The sequence below is a fragment of the Dyella sp. 05T440 genome, from assembly GCF_056395965.1.
In genome coordinates this window covers 137451-155621 of record NZ_JBFTKN010000004.1, presented here as the reverse complement: position 1 = coordinate 155621, position 18171 = coordinate 137451, and the positions used below count along the sequence as shown (strand labels likewise).

General features: G+C 58.6%; 12 protein-coding genes and 1 pseudogene. 7 read left to right on the top strand and 6 right to left on the bottom strand.

What is annotated here, in order from left to right:
* Positions 1 to 389: 389 nt before the first annotated feature.
* Both AC1DE1_RS06350 and AC1DE1_RS06345 read right to left on the bottom strand, forming a co-directional pair.
* A complete protein-coding gene (locus tag AC1DE1_RS06350; RefSeq protein WP_477179019.1) occupies positions 390 to 1205 on the bottom strand; it encodes a bestrophin-like domain in 816 nt (271 codons plus the stop codon).
* 165 nt (positions 1206 to 1370) lie between these two features.
* Entirely contained in the window at positions 1371 to 1787 is a 417-nt protein-coding gene (locus AC1DE1_RS06345) for a hypothetical protein (protein WP_477179018.1), read from the bottom strand.
* A gap of 308 nt (positions 1788 to 2095) precedes the next feature.
* Here AC1DE1_RS06345 and AC1DE1_RS06340 point away from each other — a divergent pair, with 308 nt between their 5' ends.
* The 3 genes from AC1DE1_RS06340 to AC1DE1_RS06330 all read left to right on the top strand — a co-directional run bounded on the left by AC1DE1_RS06340 (position 2096) and on the right by AC1DE1_RS06330 (position 4715).
* On the top strand, positions 2096 to 3325 hold the full coding sequence (locus AC1DE1_RS06340) for an OprO/OprP family phosphate-selective porin (protein WP_477179017.1): 1230 nt from the start codon (positions 2096 to 2098) through the stop codon (positions 3323 to 3325).
* A 374-nt stretch (positions 3326 to 3699) separates the two neighbouring features.
* Positions 3700 to 3912 (top strand): hypothetical protein, encoded by a 213-nt coding sequence (locus tag AC1DE1_RS06335; RefSeq protein ID WP_477179016.1) that lies wholly within the window; start codon positions 3700 to 3702, stop codon positions 3910 to 3912.
* 17 nt (positions 3913 to 3929) lie between these two features.
* The gene (locus AC1DE1_RS06330; RefSeq protein ID WP_477179015.1) at positions 3930 to 4715 is read left to right on the top strand and encodes a hypothetical protein; all 786 of its coding nucleotides are present in this window, start codon (positions 3930 to 3932) and stop codon (positions 4713 to 4715) included.
* 365 nt (positions 4716 to 5080) lie between these two features.
* Here AC1DE1_RS06330 and AC1DE1_RS06325 read toward each other — a convergent pair.
* Together AC1DE1_RS06325 and AC1DE1_RS06320 are read right to left on the bottom strand one after the other, a co-directional pair.
* A pseudogene (locus AC1DE1_RS06325) lies at positions 5081 to 6515 on the bottom strand (IS1182 family transposase).
* Positions 6516 to 7355: 840 nt separating this feature from the next.
* Positions 7356 to 8642, bottom strand: a complete 1287-nt coding sequence (locus AC1DE1_RS06320) for a tyrosine-type recombinase/integrase (RefSeq protein WP_477179014.1) — start codon at positions 8640 to 8642, stop codon at positions 7356 to 7358.
* A 293-nt stretch (positions 8643 to 8935) separates the two neighbouring features.
* Here AC1DE1_RS06320 and AC1DE1_RS06315 point away from each other — a divergent pair, with 293 nt between their 5' ends.
* Positions 8936 to 13777 (top strand): hypothetical protein, encoded by a 4842-nt coding sequence (locus tag AC1DE1_RS06315; RefSeq protein WP_477179013.1) that lies wholly within the window; start codon positions 8936 to 8938, stop codon positions 13775 to 13777.
* A 144-nt stretch (positions 13778 to 13921) separates the two neighbouring features.
* Here AC1DE1_RS06315 and AC1DE1_RS06310 read toward each other — a convergent pair whose 3' ends face one another.
* Entirely contained in the window at positions 13922 to 14248 is a 327-nt protein-coding gene (locus AC1DE1_RS06310) for a hypothetical protein (protein ID WP_477179012.1), read from the bottom strand.
* 1099 nt (positions 14249 to 15347) lie between these two features.
* On the opposite strand from AC1DE1_RS06310, the gene AC1DE1_RS06305 reads away from it, so the two are divergent.
* Positions 15348 to 16574, top strand: coding sequence for an IS256 family transposase (locus AC1DE1_RS06305; protein ID WP_477179011.1), 1227 nt, complete (start codon positions 15348 to 15350; stop codon positions 16572 to 16574).
* Positions 16575 to 16620: 46 nt separating this feature from the next.
* Here AC1DE1_RS06305 and AC1DE1_RS06300 read toward each other — a convergent pair whose 3' ends face one another.
* Positions 16621 to 16830 (bottom strand): hypothetical protein, encoded by a 210-nt coding sequence (locus tag AC1DE1_RS06300; RefSeq protein ID WP_477179010.1) that lies wholly within the window; start codon positions 16828 to 16830, stop codon positions 16621 to 16623.
* A 364-nt stretch (positions 16831 to 17194) separates the two neighbouring features.
* On the opposite strand from AC1DE1_RS06300, the gene AC1DE1_RS06295 reads away from it, so the two are divergent.
* Both AC1DE1_RS06295 and queD read left to right on the top strand, forming a co-directional pair.
* Positions 17195 to 17440, top strand: coding sequence for a PPC domain-containing protein (locus AC1DE1_RS06295; RefSeq protein WP_477179009.1), 246 nt, complete (start codon positions 17195 to 17197; stop codon positions 17438 to 17440).
* 252 nt (positions 17441 to 17692) lie between these two features.
* Entirely contained in the window at positions 17693 to 18055 is a 363-nt protein-coding gene (gene queD, locus AC1DE1_RS06290) for a 6-carboxytetrahydropterin synthase QueD (protein ID WP_477179008.1), read from the top strand.
* Positions 18056 to 18171 lie beyond the last annotated feature (116 nt).

Genomic DNA, 18171 nt, shown 5'->3' with positions numbered 1-18171 from the left:
CCGCCGTCGAATGTCGGCGAGCGGTTCCATACTCATTCCAATGAGCCGGCTACCAGTGTCGCGACAATCTTTGCCGCGCCGAGCGCCATGAGCTCAGATTCCTGGATGTCGCTGTCGCCATATCGTAACGGCACATCTCCCGGCCGAACGGCCGAGATGTAAACGGACCAAGAGCCGATCCACCCCTCGACACCAGGAAAACGTACATACGCAGTTTCGATGCGGATTAAGTGCCGGCCTTGTTGAACTTCCAAATGTGAGGGAGCGCCCACGATGAAGCACCCCAACTATGATTCCGCTTCGGTTCGCAGGCAGACGTCACACCGGACGATTGTTCCTATTTGTCCTTGAGAACAATATTCGATGCTCAGTCTCTGCAACGACCATCGTCACGTCACACCCACGGTCAAGTGGCTTATTGCATCACGCATGGGCTGGCTTGGAACAATGATCAGGCCGCGAAAGAGGGTGTCGAAATCGACGATTATGTAGATCACCGAGGCAAGCAAGATGGTTCCCAACCCAATCGTCACGAGGGCCAGCGCGTTGTGTGGCGCGATCAAGCCTATGCTTAGGAATATCACAAACAGCCAGAAGGCCAGGGTGAGGAAGAATGGTATCGAGATGGAGCTGTGGGCTTCTTCCATCAATTTCCAATGAGCACTCATAGCGCGGGAAAATTGTTCGAGCCCTTCGTTTCGTAGTGCTTGGTGGGAGGCGTCGATTGGATTGAGCCGACGGATTTCTCCGCCCGCCTCAACCAGAAGTTGGTCCAGGCGTACATCATCCAAATCATCCGTCGCATCTTTGGGACTCACGTCCTTTGGGTAGTAATTACCTGGCGGAGCCGGTTCATGTGGCCACGTGCAGGCAGTCGCCGCTGCTGCATAGGAGCGCAAAAGTGCGCGTGCCGCATCACCTTCGGCACCGTACGACCGAAGTGTGGTGTCCAACTGGATCAGGTCCGATGCAAATACATGGAAGTCATCCGTGACAGTGTCGAAGCTGGCCTTGGCTGAGGCAGTCAACAGACTAAGCATGAGTGCCGCGAAGGTGACCAGCATGCCATTCAAAAGCTGGACAAGCTGGACCGTCTCCTGCGCCTTATGTTCCTCCGGCAACACTTGTCTTACGCCGACGCCAATCAGCGCGGCCACGATGAGCGCGACAAACGTCACCAATGCTGACGAGGCAGGAAATAGCATCTCAGCCCCTTGGGTTCGGGCGCTACTCGAGAGCAAGCAACTATCCTGGTCGCTCATTTGTTAATGCTGCGGCAAGGATGCGTCAGGGCGATCCTCTGAATCCATCGCCAAGCTGCGGCCTGCTCCGGGTCGGGAGCGGATCTAACGGGCATATCAATTGTGTACTCAGCTCCAGGCTTTTGCGGCACCCGACCGAGGATGCGAGTACCAAGGGCAGAAAAACCGCCCCGCCCAAGTGGGGCACCGGTAAGCGTCGAAGACACCTTCATAGGGCATCTCTAGCAGCCCATTGTCGACGATTCGGAATTCGTAGTCGGAACACAGGGTTTCGAGAAGCTCCTCCCATAGGTCCGGCGGCACTTTGCTTTTTCCATCGTTACGAGTGGCTAACACAAGCCTTCCAAACTTCGAGAAATAGAAGCCACTTAGTACCCCGACCTTGTGGCCATTGGCGGCGAACTCGAATTCCTCTGCGGACATGAATGTGGCGCCATCCTGATACGCCTCCGGTCCGGAGGTTTCAAAGGGAACGTTCGTTTCGCGGCAAATCCTGGCCACCGCGTGCTGTACGTCTTGTTCCATGGCCGGGGCTTTGCAAAGGGGAGGAGTCCAAATACGGACACCTGAAACTCATTCATCTCGGCCCAAGCCTTGCGGCACTCATCGAAGCTTGCACACTCAAACCGCATTCGTGCGACTGTAGTTTTACGCGGCACATGCCAAGTAGATCTGCCCAGCCAGGGAAGACGAAAGCAATCATCGGCCTGGAGTCGATAGCGCGCCCGGGGTTTTCGATCCAAACTGTCACAAATGCGTGGCCATGCATAACGGCGATGTCCAGGCGCCGAGGGCTTTGATCAGCATGGCCATCACTCGATCGGAGGTGGCGCGTGAAGGATCGGGATACGCGGGCAAGCGTGGGGGTGCTTGGCTTGACCGGCCTGTTCGCACTCGCCGTGTTGCCTTCTGTCAGCGCCGCTGACTTCAGCCTCTACGAGAACTGGCCCACCCACATAACCGCGTCTGATGGCACGGACTTCGGCCTGGCCGTGCTCTACCAGTACGACTTCAACCAGTTCTCCAACGGCGCCGGCATGTTCGAGGACTCCAACACCAACCGGCGCAAGCAATTTGGCCTGTACCTGCGCAAGCCGGGTGTGTACGACGCCATCGTCCAGTACGACTACCAGTCCGACCAATGGTCCGATACTTTCCTGCGCTTTCGCAGCAAAGGCATCGTGGGCACCGACCTCGGCAACTTCCGCTTCGGTTACTCGAAAACGCCGGTGGGTTTCGAAGGCGCGGCGAGCTCCGCCGCCACGACCTTCCTCGAAACCGCCTTGCCCACGCAGGCCATCTGGGAGGGGCGGCGCGCAGGCGTGGACTGGGGGTGGGCACAGCCGCACTTCGTGCTGAACTTCGGCGACTACTTCTGGCGCAAGGACTTCGATGGCGAGAACCCGGGACACACCTGGGCGATGCGTGCCGCATGGGTGCCACTCAACGAGACCGGCGAGGTGCTGCATCTTGGCCTTTCAGCCTCACGCGAAATGCTGGACTGGGCCGATGAAGGCACGGTGCCGCCCGACGCGCGCCTGCGTGCGCGCCCCGAGGCGGGCCTGACGCCCGTGCGGCTGGTCGATTCCGGCACGCTTGCCTACAGCAAGCGCGTGGACAGGCAAGGCTTCGAAGCATTGTGGATCGAAGGTCCGTGGTCCGTACAGGGCGAGTACCTCCGGGCCAGGGTCGGGCGCTACAACGGCCAACCCGACTACAACACCAGCGGGTTCTACGTGTTCGGCACCTGGACGCTTACCGGCGAGGCCCGCCACTACAGCGACGGCAACGTCGGCAACCGGCGTTACAACAGCCGTGACGAGGAAGACATCCATTCCGAGGGGCCGTGGGGTGCGGTGGAACTGGCTGTGCGCTACAGCGACCTCGGCCTCAACGACGGTGCTGTCACCGGTGGCAAGGAGCACGACTGGACGTTGGGCGCGAACTGGTACCTCGGCGAGCATCTGAAGCTGCAGGCGAACTACGTATGGGCCTTCAGCGATCGCGGCAACCTCCAGGTGAACCCGCGCATCTTCGAGATGCGGGCGCAGGTTTCGTTCTAGGAACGCCGTTACGTCGGCGCAGCGGGCCGCGAAGCGTTGCAAGTACGATCCGACCCCGGGCACGAGTTTAGATACAAAGCCCCGAACAGCGAACAGACAGCCGCGGCATACGAAAGCTACCGAAGAGGTAGGGCGGACTTCTATTGATCGCAGCCCGCCTGCTTCGGTATCCATTCGGACCAGGACGTCCAGTAAGGCAGCGACGACTGGCGTCGCTTCTGTCGCGAACACGGCCTAGAGGTCAGCATGAGCCGGCGCGGCAACTGCTGGGACAACCCAGAGCACAATTCCGGCAGAGCGTCTAACTTTTGTCATAGCTGAAATGCGCGCGGTTCGTGATAAAAGTCGCGACACGTCTGTGACAGGGGAAATAAATGCGTGGCTACACACCTGCGCGCTACCAGCGCGGCGAGTCTGTGTTCGGCGTGCTGATCTGGGTCGGATTCTTCATCACGAGTCTGGCCGCGTGGTTCACTCACCTTTACGTCTGCTTTACCGCCGCCAAGTGGGGGTTTCTCATTGCGGGCGCTATTTTCTTTCCCGTCGCGATTGTTCACGGGGTGGGCATCTGGTTTCACGCTTGGTGAATCATCAGAGGATTGGCATGTTCGTGTTTGAGATTGTGGTGCCGGGAACTTGGCTCGACTGCGGCGAAAGAGAACGCGCGTACAAAATTCAACAACAGCTTAGCCATCTTGAGTCGCAGTTTTTTGAGGCCAATATTGCCCTGAATCATTTCGCCAACTCGCGAGCTCTTCATTCCAGATTCGCGGACAGAGAGAGCTGGGAGCGCGACTCGCAACGTCGGTCTGAGATCTTCCATTCGCTGGAACAGGAGCAGGGAGCGTGCGCCTCCCGCGAGCAATGGGAAGCGCTCACATTTGAAGCCGAGATTATCTTCAAGCAGGAGAAATGGTCAAATGGCAGCGTTCCACGTGAATTCGAACACAAGTTGCCATTTATCTATGCGCGAGCTTTTCTCTATGCTCTGGACGCTTTCGACAAGTTTCTAGGCGTACTGGCAAGGGAAGACGGCGTGCCTGAGGCAGTGGCGGAGATCCATAAGCAAATGGCTGTGGAGTTCCCGGACCTAAGGGGCGTCCGCAACACGGCCCAACATCTCGAAGACCGCTCGCGAGGTCTTGGTGCGGGAATGAATCCCAAACCGATTGATCTCAAGCCAATTGCGAACAACATTGTCAATGCGCCCGGAGGGGTGCTTATCCTCGACTCCCTCAACGATTCCAGGTACGGCTCGACGATGTCCGACGGGCATTTCGGTGAGGTTGACGTGTCGCCCGAATCGATGCAGCGACTCCACAAGTTACTTATGGATGTTCTGCAAACTTTTAAGTGGCAGGGTCCTAAACGACATGCGCCAAGCGCGTGAGGAATTTCCTCCGGGTGATCTCGCCGTTTGTGTCGGTCGTTTTCGCCAGCCTGAGTAAGGCCCAATTGCGTGGAGCAACCTGCTGCTGCACGATTTGACGTAGACCTGCCCTACGAAGCCGGCTTAGCGCTAATGCGCTTGGGCGCGTCCGAACATCCGAGCGTCCTGCGGCTGATTGAGGCGTCTAAAGGAGCGGATGCCATTTGGGTTAAGGTTCGCGAATGGGCCGCCAAGCATCACGGGTCGGCCTCAGGCTAAGGTCTGCTTCCGACCGAGGCTGTGTGAAAACGTAAGCCCGATGGCGACCACAGCCTTGTTGCTTCGCTCGTCGTGCCGTCAAAAGGCGCCGACGCGAAGCGACGCCATCAGGCCATGATGGCCTGCATCAACGGCCTCACGCCAAGGATCTTCATCACCCGTTTCATGTTGTAGGCCAGCACCTGCAAACTCATTTCTGTCGCGACGCGCGGCAACGTTCGCGTGAGGAAATGGGTGTAGCCCATCCACGCCTTGAGGGTGCCGAAGGTGTGCTCGACGGTCTGTCGTCGTACGCGCATCGCGTCGGGGTGTTCGTCGAGGCGCGTTTGCATGGCATCCAACACCGCCTCGTGCTCCCAGCGTCGTAGGCGACGATAACGGCTGGTGGTGCAGCTTGCACGCAGCGGGCAGGTCGGACACGCCGATGACCAGTAGACGTGGATCGTCTTGCCGTTCTCGTCCGTGCTCATGCGCCGCGTGGCCAGGTTGTCGGCGGGACACCGGTAGCTATCGGTGTCGGCGTCGTAGTGGAAATCCTCCTTGGTGAAGCGTCCGGCCGCGGCGCTGGAGGAGGTCTGCGTCTTGGGCACGAGTGGCGTGATGCCCGCCTGTTCGCAGGCAAGGATTTCCTCGCCCTTGTAGTAGCCCCGATCGGCCAGCGCGGTGAGTGCTTCGTGTCCCAAGGCTTCGCGCGCCTGTCCGGCCATGGTGGCAAGCTGATGGCGGTCGTGGCCCTCGTTGGTGACCTCGTGGGCCACGATCAGATGGTGTTGCGTATCGACGGCGGCCTGCACGTTGTAGCCGACGACGCCCGAGCCGCGACCGTGCGTGGCCATGGAGCGCGCATCGGGATCGGTCAGCGAGAGCTGTTGATCCGGCGCTTGGCGCATGCGCTCGCCTAAACCGTCGAGCTGCTGCATCTGCTCACGGACCGCGGCGAGCTTTTGCGTCAGGTGGGCCACGCGCGCTTCCGGTAGTCGGCCGGGTTCGCGATCGGCCTGATCCAGCTCCGCCAGGTAGCGCGCCACACTGTTCTCGAGCTGCGCCTGGCGCGCCTTGAGTTTGGCCTCGGAGAGATTGCGATCACGTCCATTGACCGCCTTGAACTTGCTGCCGTCGATCGCGACCACCGCCTCGGTGAACAGCTTCATCCGGCGACACAACAGCACGAACTGGCTGCATACGCGGCGGATGGCCGGACCGTTGTCCTTGCGGAAGCGGCGATGGTCTTGAAGTCGGGCGCGCAACGACCCGTCAGCCAGATCAGTTCTAGGTTGCGCTGCGCTTCGCGCTCCAGTCGACGGCCGGAAGGGACGCGGTTGAGATAGCCGTAGATATAGATCTTGAGCAGCGTCGCCGGGTGATAACCGGGGCGGCCCGTGACGGCTGGCGTGACCCTTCGAAACCCAGCTCGCCGAGATCCAGCTCATCCACAAAGACGTCGACGACGCGAACGGGATTGTCCTCGTCGATGTACTCGTCCAGCCGTTCTGGGAACAGCACGCTCTGCGACCGATCCACCCCTTCGACGAATCGCTTCATGCGACACTCCGGCTTGGTATGACGCTAGGATCGGTGCGTTCGCTTACGGGGTGTTTTCACACAGGCCGGATCCCAAGCGGACATTCCGGGTTACCCAGGTTGAAGAACAGCATCGCGGTGATCAGCACCAGCGGTGTGCTCACACTTAACCGGAATCGGTGTTCAGTTCAACCGGAATACGCAGGATAAGCCACTCCAATACCTGGGGCTCACCTTCGATGGCGTGCGCGCACTCCTGCGACCGTCAGGGATCGCCCGGTATTACGCGAAGATGCGCGCAAATGTGAAGCTGCACAAGCTTGCCAAGGCGCTAGATGGAGGCACTCCGATACTCCAACAGCGCCGAAAGAGCCTCGTTCTTCTGTATACGGAGCACGCGCCGCCTGGGCATAGAAGCTATCTGAGCTACGTAAAGCTGGCTGCTCGCAAGGCTGAGTCTCATCCCATGAGGCGCCAGCTGCGGTTTCATCGACGGCGCTTTAGGCGACTTACTGACACGTGAGGCGCTATGGGCATCCCGGCGCCCTTCGTTCACAGCCCCCAAGGGGGAAAATGGCGATGTTGCCCCCTTTCGATGAGGGCTCCCATTTTTTCGGCAAATCTATAGCCGAAGCCCATGGACTGACCGCTACAGTGCTCGCTCTGGGATGTGCCACCGGACCGAAGTTTGCGTCCGATTCGTGGACGTCGTTGCACACATTGTCGAGGACTGCACCGACGGTACGGCGGAAGGAAAGGCATCCTTCACGGGCCCTGCGGCCAAATGGGCTGACTGGGCAAGGCGGACGCGCACCTATGTCGAGCACCTGGGGACTGCGCCAGAAGATACGGTCTGCCTTTTCACTGGCGGCAAACGTCTCTGAGGTCCTGCACGGCGGCGACCGACTCGCCTGAACTGGGTTCGAGATGAGTTTCGAGTAACTTGGCGACGGCGGCGCCATCATTTCGCGTAAGGTTCGGCACGAATCGCGAGTAGACGCGAAAGAGCAACTGCGTATTCGCATGCCCCAATACGTAGGCCACCCATTCGGGATTTTCGCCTGCGGCAAGCATCAACGTGGCTGTTGTATGTCTGGTCTGATAGGGGCGTCGCGCAGGCAGTCCGAGCTTTTGCAGCAGCGGCAGCCAGATACGGTTATTGAAGTTCTTGGCGTCGATGGGCAAGCCATTGCGCGTAGGGAAGACCCAGGGACAAGCCGGATCCCGCGACGCCCACTGCACCTCCAAAGCTGCGCGGACCATGGGAAGCATGGGCACATCTCGCGAGGAACGCTCGGTCTTCGCGCCCTCCTCTAACTTGCCCGTGATGAGGGTTTCGCGGACAAGGATCAAACCGTGTTTCCTGTCGATGTTTACCCATCGAAGGCCGTTGATCTCGCCCGTCCGAAGCCCTGAGAAGAACCTGGTGATGAGGTAATTGCGGTAGTCCGGCCTGACAGCGTCGAGAATCATTCGAACTTCCCTCAGGTCGAATGGCTTCGCATCCGAGCGCTTCATCTTTAGCGGCTTGATACCCTGAAATGTCGGTGCAAACTCAAAGCGGGCGGCGGCCTCGTTGAGCATCTGCCGCAAGAAGCAGAGGATCTTATTGATCCGGCTGGGACTCAGCACCCCTTTGTAGCCAGGGAGCGTGGCCAGGTGAGCCCGGAACGCCAGAATCTCTGCACGTGTGATGGCAGCAACGGGCATCGCACCAAATCGCGGCAAGAGGTTCTTCGCCATGACCTCACGGACCGTCCGAAGATGGATGGAGCTCCACTGCGGCGTCATTTCGGCAATCCATGTATTCGCAAAGTCCCGAAAGAGGGGTGAACGGCCGTTCTCTCGCGAGATGCCACCGTCGAACGTGCAGGCCTTGGGGCTGTCCGGGAAAAAGTCGCCATAGCGGAAGTCATGCTGCTCCATGGCGGCCTGGAGGTTTCGCAATAGCGCCTCAGCACGCCGACGGTCCGCCGGCACATCAATGTACGACGTCTGCTCGCGGCATCGCTCCCCTCTGTAGTAGAAGTCGAGGTAGAGCTTTCCGGTCTCCGGTCGAACTCGAATCGACGCCATGGTTAGACGACCTCGCATGCAATCACCAGGTCGGTCACCAGTTTGAGATTGACCGCGTTCGAGCAGGCGCATATGTTCATCGGGCTTGGCATTGAGTATCCTTATCTCAGCGATATCTACATGCGATCACGGAACGCATGTTGCGCAAGGGCACTCTCTCGGGAAGGATGGTGCTGCAGTCCACGAGGCGCTAATTAGCCCTCTGTCCGTCCCGGACTGACAAAAAAGTAGCCGGATCTCCGACGACCCCGGTTTATCTCCATGTTTACGAACATGGGTCGAAATTTCTGCCATCAAAGTACCTATCGCGTCCGCCACCGCGGCGCGCGAATGCACGCCGCTCGGTCGTGCGCACTGGTACTCGTGTGGAAAAGAATCAAAAAGAAGCGCTCGCACCTCGCCTCAGGGAGCGGGGCCTGCCCGACGCCGCGATTGAGGCCTATCTGGATCTCCTGAGTGCAACGGGTGCAACGAACTACCTGGCATGGGAAATCAAAGCACTCGCTCTCAATGAACTTGCGTTGAAGTTCCCCTGGTTGCCAAGTTCCCCGCAAGCGAGCTTCCTCGTGGAATCCGCAAATTTCGACATGTACTTTTGGTCCTATGCAGAGGCGCGTAGGTGCCTGAATATGGCCTATAAGCCGCAACACAGAAAGAAAGGCTTCCCTGACCCACTCGAGCCACGCAATAGTGTTTCTGTTGGGTTCCAAGCAGTCCGGGACGTCGCGCTGCTTGCGACCATTGCGACCATGCAGGCCGAGGGGGACGCCAGTCTCGATACCCACGGATGTCTCGCGCTCTCGGGCATCACCGCAAGCACCGACGCAGCCACCGCGCAGGTGGTCTCAAGCCTGACATTCTACGATCCGTCAGTCGTCTTCAATGAGTGGCAGGCCCTTCTCAAGATCCACGCATCGCTATCTAGAGAGGTGCGGGAGGCCCTGCTTGCTTCCGCTCTACTTGTGCAGAAGACGTGGGGCCATTCGGAAGCAGAGCCATCAGAGGAACTAACGCTCGAACTACCCTCCGACAGGCGCCGCAAAGATGCTGATCAGCAAGCTGCTAAGCGGGAGCGCAAAGCGAGCGGCTTTGGCAAGGTTGCAGAAAAGCGCTTTCGTACCCGGAAGATACCTGGTGGCGGAACGGTAGTTCGCGTCGTACCGGAGTCTCCGGAGCGTGACGATCACGATGAGCCACGCCAGCCTGAAGACCTCCAGCACGTCGACCTCTTGCTGGCTCCCGAGTCGGAAGTAACGGCCAACATTGATGCTGCACACCCAAACTTAGGATACCGACGCGCCTTTATATACCTTCGCAATGAAAAGGACTGGCTGTCCGTCCCTGACAGATGCGACGTCTTGACGATAGAGGAGGCGGAGCGGGCCCTCGCAGGGATATTCGCTGCAGGTCAACAGGCGGCGAGGGAGCGGAAGAAAGAAAAGCTTAGGGCGTGCCTGGAACTTCTTCTCATGCTGATAGGGACCTTCTCAGTCAAATCAGTACTTGAGATACAGCTGGCAACGAAGGAGCAGGCATTTCTTGCGAAAGACGCTGTCTCTATTACGCCCCATGGCGAACTGATTCGCAAAATTCCTTCCGTCAACGGACGATACCAACCAAAGTCAGGCGACGTAGCCCACCTTCACGTGGTGCAAGGCATGGTGGTACTGATGCTTCCCATGGAGTGCCTGACCCTCCTGAAGCACTGGATCAGGTTCCAGGCCTTTGACATCAGTCATGGCCCCCTAAAGCTCTTTCCCAAGCATGTTGGCAAAAACAAGACGCAGACCAGGCTCTGCGACGGGCTTCGCTTCCCAACGGGTGTACATCGTCTGGCGGCGAGGCCCTTACGTGACGTCCTGCCTTTGGAGGTCTTTGCAAAAACGAACGATCTGACCGTGACGCAGTTCATTACCGGGAGCGAACTCCACCTTTCCCCGGTCGGCGGCTCGTATTACACCGTCCCGCAATCGGCGCTCCAGTCGGTTTTTGATCAAGCTATGTCCCGCCTGGGGCTAACCCCGATGGCGACATCCAAGAATCGGGACAAGGATGTCCTTATAGGCTCCAAGTTGTCCATGAGAGACGAATACGTTCGCCAACTTATTGGCGACCTGGCCTATGGTCTCAATCGATCAAGCGCGCTGATTCGCGGAACGGTACAGGCGATCTTGGATTGCCATAACCGCATGACCGTTTATGTGGGAAAGATGCTGGAAGCCGCTCTCGCGACACGCAGTGCGGGTACGGTCGGTGAAATTACTCTACGCGACATGTGCCTGCACTCAGGGCTCATTGTCCTTGCGGATAAGGTGGTAGATGTGGCGCACTCCGCGCGCCGTATCGTCCTCTGCCCGCTGGTCGTCAAGCAAATCCAAGCATTTCGATCGCACCTGGATGCACTCACCACATTGAAGCGTCTGCCCAAGCATGTCCTTGAGTATGCCAATCAGGCCCTGGCGGGCGAGGTGCCCCTCTTGCAGTTCGTCTATCCCCTTAAAGGGACGCAAAAATATGGGCGGAAATCGCTCAAGAAGCACCTGAAACGCTTCACATTGCCGGGAAATGCATTTCGCCATCGCGCTGCTACGAAACTTCGGGAAATGCAGTGTCCAGCCGATTTCGTGGCAGCTTACCTTGAACACGTCGAGTTAGGGCAAGTCTTTGGCATCGATAGTCCCACCTGTCCGCTTGAGTTTGACCAAGTCGTAGGATCCGCCCTGGATCGATGGTTGACTGCGGATGGGTGGAAGCACGTGAGAGGCCTGGGCCAGAAAAGTCTCGATGAACTCGGTGATCTAAATCCAGGTCGGCTGAGCCGGAAGCTACATACTTTGGAGAAGTCTGTCACCAAGCAAGAGTGGAGTCGTGTACCTGATCGTCTACCTGCTTGGTGGAGTCGACGGGCCAAGGCATTGCCAAAAATCGAGGAAAAGGTGCAATCCATACTGGAGGCGCATGTCATCAGCCTGCAGAAGAGTCAGGGAAAGCCATGCCTGGACAGCGACTTCATGGCGACGATACGGGCCGAGATCATAGCGGGTCATTCGCGTGATGCTGATCATCTGGAATGGACTTTCGAAACGCTGCATAAGTTGATACTGGAAGGCGAAAAGCACGAGCGTTGGGTCTGTACGGATCGCAGGCGCATCTTTCGGATGTATGCCGAGCCAAGCCCGTTCGCAGTGGGCATGCTTGGCGAACATTCCAAGATTCTCTTCCTGCGACGTTGGTATTGCACCGCGGTGGCTGAGCATCTCTCAAACTGCGCCGATGGCACGGCGATCCTGCATTGGTTGCTTCTTGGCTTGGTGCTCTTTGACTACGTCACCGATCCGAAGGAACTGGAGGCAACTGCCAGGGGTGTGGCCAAGGCGCGCCGTTCCAGAAAGCTAAGTGATGCCCTTCTTCTACCCCTTGATGACGAAGACAGGTTGCCCCAGGTGGCCGTCTTTTCGGGGGTTAACGCCGCGTTGATCACCCGCCTTTATGAGAGTGGCCATCGGGTGGGAGATAGCGTGCTAACTGATTTCGGGAAGTGGCTTTCCCGTGAACTTCCCGATCAGATTCGGCCGACCAGGGGTAAGGTGTTGAAGTGCTTGCTATTGGCCGCGCGGATATCAAGCCGGTTCGAGCTCTCTGGGACGCTTCGGGCGATTAGAAATCGCTCCATCAAGGCCGTATCGTTGACGCCGGACCGCATGGCTGCCCTCACTGACCATTGGCCTCCCAAGTGCGCTGCGGTAAGCAAGCCCGAGAAGGTCAATGAGGAGCCTAATTTCGACGGATCCCGCGCGTGCTCCGATGCACAGATTTGGGATCTTAGGAAGGAGTTGGCAGCGATCGTTCGACCCAAGACGGAAGATCAAAAATGTAGAGAGGAGCTAGAGGAAGTAGCCGCAAATCGCAAGCCGCTTACAGAGGTGGAAAAGCTACGTGAGTTTAAGGAAAAGGTCAGCCATAGGAGCGAAGCGCTTCATCTTGTGGCCGGATACGCGATCAGGCTATATACCCACGGCACGCCTTTTAAATCCGATCCTGCGGGAGCCACTATCTGCAAGTACGTCTGTCAGGCCGCAAAGTATTTTACGATTCTTGGACCACGCAACGGATTACGTGACTGGGATGAGGAAGATTTTCTTTCGTTTTATGAAGCCATTGCCGACAGTGCCAAAGACTCCATGGAGGAGGACGTGCGGAAGTGTCTTTGGTATTTCCATTCATACCTCAAGGACCACTGCAAGATGCCTCGCTTAGATGCCGGCGAGGTGCTTGCAGGTCACTCATCCATGGCGAACGTGGATGCGAATATTGTGACCGATACGGAGTACACCGCGGCTCTGGACGCATTCACCGACGATATCGATGACGCGGAGAGGAGCCGAGATTTTGAGTTGTCACGCTATCTCAAGGCGACTCTACTCACCCTCATTTTAATGCGAAGGTCCGGAGCTCGCATTGGCGAAGTCTTGGGTAGGCGTATCGTCGACCTCTACCTCGGGGAAAAGTGCTCCATGCTTTTCATCCGGAAGTCCAGATTTGGGACGCTTAAATCCCTCAGCGCTACTCGGGCTGTTGACATGCATAAGAAGCTGACGGCGTCTGAGACGCGCATTCTGGCCGACTGGGTGTACGAGCAAGAAAAGCTACGCGGATCCGTCAAGCCGCGCGACTGGTCACTTTTTGCGACGGCACGTGGCAACACGGATCCTTTGAGTCGCTCCCGCATCGCGGCGCTACTGAGTGCAAAATTGCGTTGGTCGGTTGGAAACCCTGATGCACGACCTCATTGGCTGCGCCATACGGACGTATGTACAGAGTTGAATGCACTTCACGTGCCGGCGCGTGATGCTGAAGGGTGCATTGTTCCGAATGTCGCGCTGGCGACAAGGATGGGGGGCGAGGTCAAGGGTCCCCTGAGACTGGGTGATCAGGTGAGGCTGAGGGCTGGACGGGGTCACAGCAAATTTATGACGACGGTCGCTTCCTATGGGCACGTCCTTCCCTTGACTATGGGAAATGGCAGCGCATGGTCACGCTTGAAGTTTTCTGATCGGAGCGTGGCGATCATATTCGGAATTGGCTACGCCAATTTGCGAAAGATCAGGGAGCACTCGCGAAAGCATGGCTATGGCGAACAGCATTTGACAATGCTCCTGTTGCAGCGGAGTACGATTCCGATTGCCGCGCCGCCTGCGGCGGTCTAGAGAAGCGATCTTGGGGGCATGCCGCAGGAACGGTAAGGCGACATCTACCCGAGATTTTGGCCTGCATAGAGAGGTATGCAGGTCCAAAGGCGCTTCCAGCCGCGATGCTCTGTTTGCCATAACTCGAGAGTCGGTCCCCCGATACTATTTGGGCTCATCGCCGCGGAACTTCCTCGACCCGTCGCGCGGCCGCCGAGCCAGGTCGATGACCTGTGCGCCGATAGCAAATGCCACCCAGCACACGACCCCCAAGAAACCCAGCACAAGGACGGTGGCGACACTACCTAGAAGAGCGAGACCAAATATCATGATGGGGTGGATCGCCCAATTGCGAGGCGCAATGGCCTCGGGGAAACCCTCGACCCACCAGCCGGCCACGGCGAGCGTAAAGATCACTGCGCACAGGACTGGCATGCCGATAGCAACGCAGATCCAAAAGTGACGATCGAAACGAATGGGGCTCGTGTGCATGAGAAGAAGTCCTGAAAGCTGAAATTAATTGGTAGGGCGCGGGTAAAGGGGATCGACAGACGATCAAGCTGGAGGCGCTCGATTCATTCGCCAGTGCGAAGTGTCATCGGCCCATCGCGAGCGAATATGAGCCTCGAATACGGCGATGAAGAGAACGCAAAGAAGCTTCGAGGCTTCCGAGTTATGAACCGATCCAAAGGCCTTTCGCAGTGCTTTACACCATGTCTTTCGGTGTGGCCATGTCGGGATCGGTTCGTGTGGCATGGGGGCCTGCCACCACGCGTCAAAGACCCGGGTGGCGAGGGCATGATCCCGGGTCCGCGTCGGCCACCCGGTCCGAAGGATCCAGTCGACGACGTGTAGCCATCGCCGATCGTTGGAAGTAGCTCTCACGAATGCACTCCTTGTCAAAGTCAGTGAACCGGCAGCAAGAAGTGCCTGCCGATGTCTCGCCACAAGACCATGAGCCGGAATTGACGCAACCCCCCCCATCCGCGCGTCGTTTGGAATAAACCTGTTGTGCCGCAAGGCGGAACCCATCTGTCCACGATGGACGGACGGGAGAAATCTTGTGCCGGCACCAAACGTGGCACTCCATCTGGAGGGCAGTGAGCAATGTCCATGTATGTGTTCGTGTCCGAGGACATGGCACAAATCTCACCTTCCTCGGAAGGGAGTGTCCTGACTACAAAGTAGGCGTGCCGGCGGTCCAGCGTGGACGGTGCGCGAGGCATTCACTTTGATAGGGCGACGAAGCGGCTATTCAGCCCCGCCCTGCTCAAGTAAGGGTTCTGAGGGTCGTCGCTTCGATATCACGCAGCACCAATAGGTCGCAGATCGCCCACGGCGCCCGCGTGACAGCGCGCTCGTGCATGGCCACGCAACGGATTACATCGTCCAGGATGGACGGTTAGACAAAGGGTGCCGTTCTCACTGTCCGTCGTGGACGGCCACGAGCAGCGATTAGACGACCAGCCCTTCAAGCGAGGTTTTGCACAGAACGGGGCGTCGCCATCCACCTTCACCCGGGGTCGGGCGTGTCCTAGATTTTGTGTAAACGGGATACAGGCAAGACACTGCCATCTGACCCGGAGACACCATGAGTCCACGCAAGCACGAGGTACCCGACGAGCTGCTTAGCAGCCTGTTGGCCAACTACAAGAAGCCCGAAGACCTGATCGGTGAGAACGGCCTGCTCAAACAGCTGACCAAACTGCTGGTCGAGCGGGCGCTGGAAGCGGAGATGGCCGAGCACCTCGGTCACGACAAGCACGAACCGGTCGCCAACGTGGCCGGCAACACGCGCAACGGGCGCAGCCGCAAGACCATCAAGGGCGAGTTCGGCGAGCTGCCGATCGAGATCCCTCGTGATCGGCACGGTAGCTTCGAGCCACAGCTGATTCCCAAGCACCAGGCCCGCTGGGCCGGCTTCGACGACAAGATCCTGTCGTTGTATGCGCGCGGCATGACTGTGTGCGAGATCCAGGCGCATCTGGAAGAAATGTACGGGGCGGAGGTGTCGCCCAGCCTGATTTCCACGGTCACCGATGCGGTGGTCGATGAGGTCAAGGCATGGCAAGCCCGGCCGCTCGACCCGGTGTATCCGATCGTCTACCTGGATTGCATCCACGTGAAGGTGCGCGAGGGCGCGGTGCGGGTCAAGGCGGTGTATCTGGCCATCGGCGTCACGATAGCCGGCGAGAAGGAGGTGCTGGGCCTGTGGCTGGCGCAAACCGAGGGCGCCAAGTTCTGGCTGCAGGTGGTGACGGAGCTGCGCAACCGCGGCGTGCAGGACATCTTCATTGCCCGCGTCGATGGCCTCAAGGGCTTCCCCGAAGCGATCGAAGCGGTCTTTCCGCACACCACCGTGCAGCTGTGTATCGTGCACATGGTGCGGCACAGCCTGAACTACGTATCGTGGAAGCGGCGGCTGGAGGTGGCGGCTGACCTCAAACGCATTTATGCCTGCGCCACCGCCGAGGAGGCCGAGCAACGGCTCGGCGAGTTCGAGGCGAAGTGGGATAAGGAGTACCTTCCGATCGGGCAGTCGTGGCGGCGTAACTGGCCGCGGCTGATTCCGTTCTTCGACTATCCGCCGGAGATCCGCAAGGTGATCTACACCACCAACGCGATCGAGTCAGTCAACATGAGCCTGCGCAAGCTGACCAAGAATCGCGGTGCATTCCCGAGCGACGAAGCCTTGGTGAAATTGTTCTACCTGGCCCTGCGCAACATCAGCAAGAAATGGACGCTGCCGATCCGCGACTGGAAGGCTGCATTGAACCGCTTTACGATCCAATTCGAGGAACGACTTCCTCGGCGGTAACCCAAACCCCGGTTACACAAAATTCTGCACACCCCCGCTCGGGACGCTAGATTCGATAGGTCATGGAGATGCCATTGCGATCATGAAGCGGGGTCATCGTCCCCTTCTGCCTGCGCAGGCAAGGCAACGGTTGCTCAATGACCGCCAATGGCGATCCGATGGAGAAGACGTGGATGCCTTCTACCAGCACCGCCAAATCTCGCTGGCCATACGCCATGTGCAGTCGCTCAGCAGTGCGCCAGCGGGAGATCCGCATTCAAGGTCCCTTTGGGCTCGGCTCCGCGAGGCGATGACAAACGCCATGGCACTTATTTGAGTCAGTACGGCGTCAAGCCGAATGCCTCTTCGGTTCGTCAGGTATCGCGTGACCCGGAGACAAGTCGATCTCGCATATTCGCTTGTGAATTTGAAGGGCCGCTAATCAATCCTGCTAACGGGCTTCCCATGATGGGCAATTCAATGATCGATGTTGGTGGAAATGCGCTTGGTACGACGTCATCGCTCTTCGACTAAGGCGATGAGCATGCCCGAGTGTTTCTCAGCGCTCGGGCATGCTGACGTGCGGGAGCTTCTAGCGATAAGCAGGTGGCGGCTGGCGCCTCGCTTCTGTATGCGATCCTGTGCCGGCCGGCGCCAAGAACCTCTCGATCCGCCTACTCGGCGGCACCGGCGATGCCAGTCTGTTCGTGAAGGCGGGCCAGGCGCCGGCGACGAATGGCTCGGGTGCGGATTTCAGCTCGCAACGACCGGGCAATGCGGAAGTGGTGATGGTGCCGGCGCCGCAGGCCACCACCTATTACATCCGCCTGTTGGCCGTGAAAGACGTGGCCGCCGCATCGGTGTTGGTCACCTACACCTCGCCTTAAAGCCTGCAACACCCTCGCCGCGCGAGCGGCGAGGTTTTCGTGGAGGAGCGCACGCCGCCTCCCGGAATCGCAGGCACGACTGCGATGCCCCTCGCTAAGAGGTCGCAGTCTGCGCAAAACCCGCCTGGCCGGCATTCCGGGGCCTTTTTCCGCGGGCCACGGGCAGAGTCAGTCCCCGACGCTCCGACTCCTGTCGCGCATCGGCCGGTCCGCGTTGGAGTGGCGGTAAACCGCAGGCGCTAGAATGGCGGCATGCATATCTTCAAAGAATTCCATATCGAGGCAGCTCACCGCCTGCCGAACGTGCCGCCGGGCCACAAGTGCGCGCGGCTGCACGGACACTCGTTTCGCGTCCAGATCCACGTCGAAGGCGAGCCCGATCCCACGCTCGGCTGGGTAATGGACTTCGCGGACGTCAAGGCGGCCTTCGCGCCGTTGTATGACCAGCTCGATCATCACTACCTCAATGACATCGAGGGTTTGGAGAATCCGACCAGCGAAGTACTGTGCCGTTGGATCTTCAAGCGCCTGCAGCCGGCTCTGCCGGGCCTGGACAAGGTGGTGGTGCATGAGACCTGCACCTCAGGCGCCAGTTGTAGTCGTGACAGCTTTTGACGCGGCGCAATAAGCGGGCGTTTGAATGTAATAGATTAGTAATGTTGAATTTTTCGTGACACGTGCTCGCGTTAAGGAAAAATATATTGCAACGCACAAAATGACTTGGTAGAGTA